Source organism: Duncaniella muris (genome assembly GCF_003024805.1).
In the GTDB taxonomy this organism is placed as follows: Bacteria; Bacteroidota; Bacteroidia; order Bacteroidales; family Muribaculaceae; genus Duncaniella; species Duncaniella muris.
Genome location: NZ_PUEC01000068.1, coordinates 1 through 1,796 on the forward strand (window position 1 = coordinate 1; position 1,796 = coordinate 1,796).

Annotated in this window: 1 rRNA gene; it reads right to left on the reverse strand. The window is 54.8% G+C overall.

Annotation, left to right across the window (positions count from 1 at the left end):
- Positions 1-1,796: ribosomal RNA gene (locus C5O23_RS14045) — 23S ribosomal RNA — on the reverse strand; the annotation flags it as partial.

A 1,796-nucleotide genomic window follows, 5' to 3' on the forward strand; every position in this document is an offset into this window, starting at 1 on the left:
TTAGGACCGTTATAGTTACGGCCGCCGTTTACCGGGGCTTCAATTCAATGCTTCTCTTGCGATGACATCTCCTCTTAACCTTCCGGCACCGGGCAGGTGTCAGGCTGTATTCTTCATCTTTCAATTTCGCACAGCCCTGTGTTTTTGTTAAACAGTTGCCTGGACCTATTCTCTGCGCCCCTCCCCTGAAGGAGGGGACCCCTTATCCCGAAGTTACGGGGTCAATTTGCCTAGTTCCTTAACCGTGAATCTCTCGAGCGCCTTGGTATGTTCTACCCGACCACCTGTGTCGGTTTGGGGTACGGGTCCCTTCAGGATTAAGTTTAGCGGATTTTCTTGGGAGCCTGATTACCTCCGCTGTCGGATTGCCACGGGGGCTCTCCGTACTGTCCCGTTTCAGCATCTGAGGCGGTTTTGCCTGCCTCAGATATACCTACGCGGTTTAACGTGCTATTCCGTCAGCACGCGGGAGTGTCACTTCTCCGTCTCCACGTCACTCCTGAAGGGAGTAACGGAATGTTGACCGTTTCTTCCATCGGCTGCGCCTTGCGGCTGTGCCTTAGGTCCCGACTGACTCTGATCCGATTAGCGTTGATCAGAAACCCTTGGTCTTGCGGCGAGGGGGTTTCTCGCCCCCTTTGTCGTTACTTATACCTACATTTGCTTTTCCGGGACCTCCAGCCAGGCTCGCGCCTGACCTTCTGCGGCTACCGGAATGCTCCCCTACCAATCGACGGTTTAACCGTCGATTCCACGTCTTCGGCACCGGACTTATGCCCGATTATTATCCATGCGGGATCACTCGACTAGTGAGCTGTTACGCACTCTTTAAATGAATGGCTGCTTCCAAGCCAACATCCTAGCTGTCCTTGCAATCCCACCTCGTTATTGTCTTCAACTTAGCCCGGATTTGGGGGCCTTAGACGGTGGTCTGAGTTGTTCCTCTCTCGGACGCGGACCTTAGCACCCGCGCCCTCACTCCCGGGGATCGTGCCGTGGCATTCGGAGTTTGTCAGGACTTGATAGGCGGTGAAGCCCTCGCATCCTATCAGTCGCTCTACCTCCACGGTACTGCGCCCGAGGCTGCACCTAAATGCATTTCGGGGAGTACGAGCTATCTCCAAGTTTGATTGGCCTTTCACTCCTACCCTCAGGTCATCCGAAAGCTTTTCAACGCTTACCGGTTCGGTCCTCCAGTGGGTGTTACCCCACCTTCAACCTGCCCAAGGGTAGATCACTTGGTTTCGCGTCTACCGCCGCTGACTAGATTGCGCCATATTCTGACTCGCTTTCGCTTCGGCTCCGTCCATCAGTGGACTTAGCCTCGCCAACGACGGTAACTCGTAGGTTCATTATGCAAAAGGCACGCCGTCACTGCACGAAGCAGCTCCGACCGCTTGTAGGCACATGATTTCAGGGTCTGTTTCACTCCTCTGTTCGAGGTTCTTTTCACCTTTCCCTCACGGTACTGGTTCGCTATCGGTCTCTCGGTAGTATTTAGCCTTACGGGATGGTCCCCGCGGATTCGGCCAGGATTTCTCGTGTCCCGGCTTACTCAGGTGCCGTCTCTGTCAGTCGTCTGTTTTCGCCTACGGGGCTGTCACCCGCTGCGGCGCCCCTTTCCAGAGGCTTCGGCTAACTTCAAACTGTCCATTTGCTGACGGTCCTACAACCCCGGTCAGTGCCTGAACACCGCCGGTTTGGGCTCTTGCGCGTTCGCTCGCCACTACTGGCGCAATCATTGGGTTATTTTCTTTTCCTTTGGGTACTGAGATGTTTCAGTTCCCCAAGTTCGC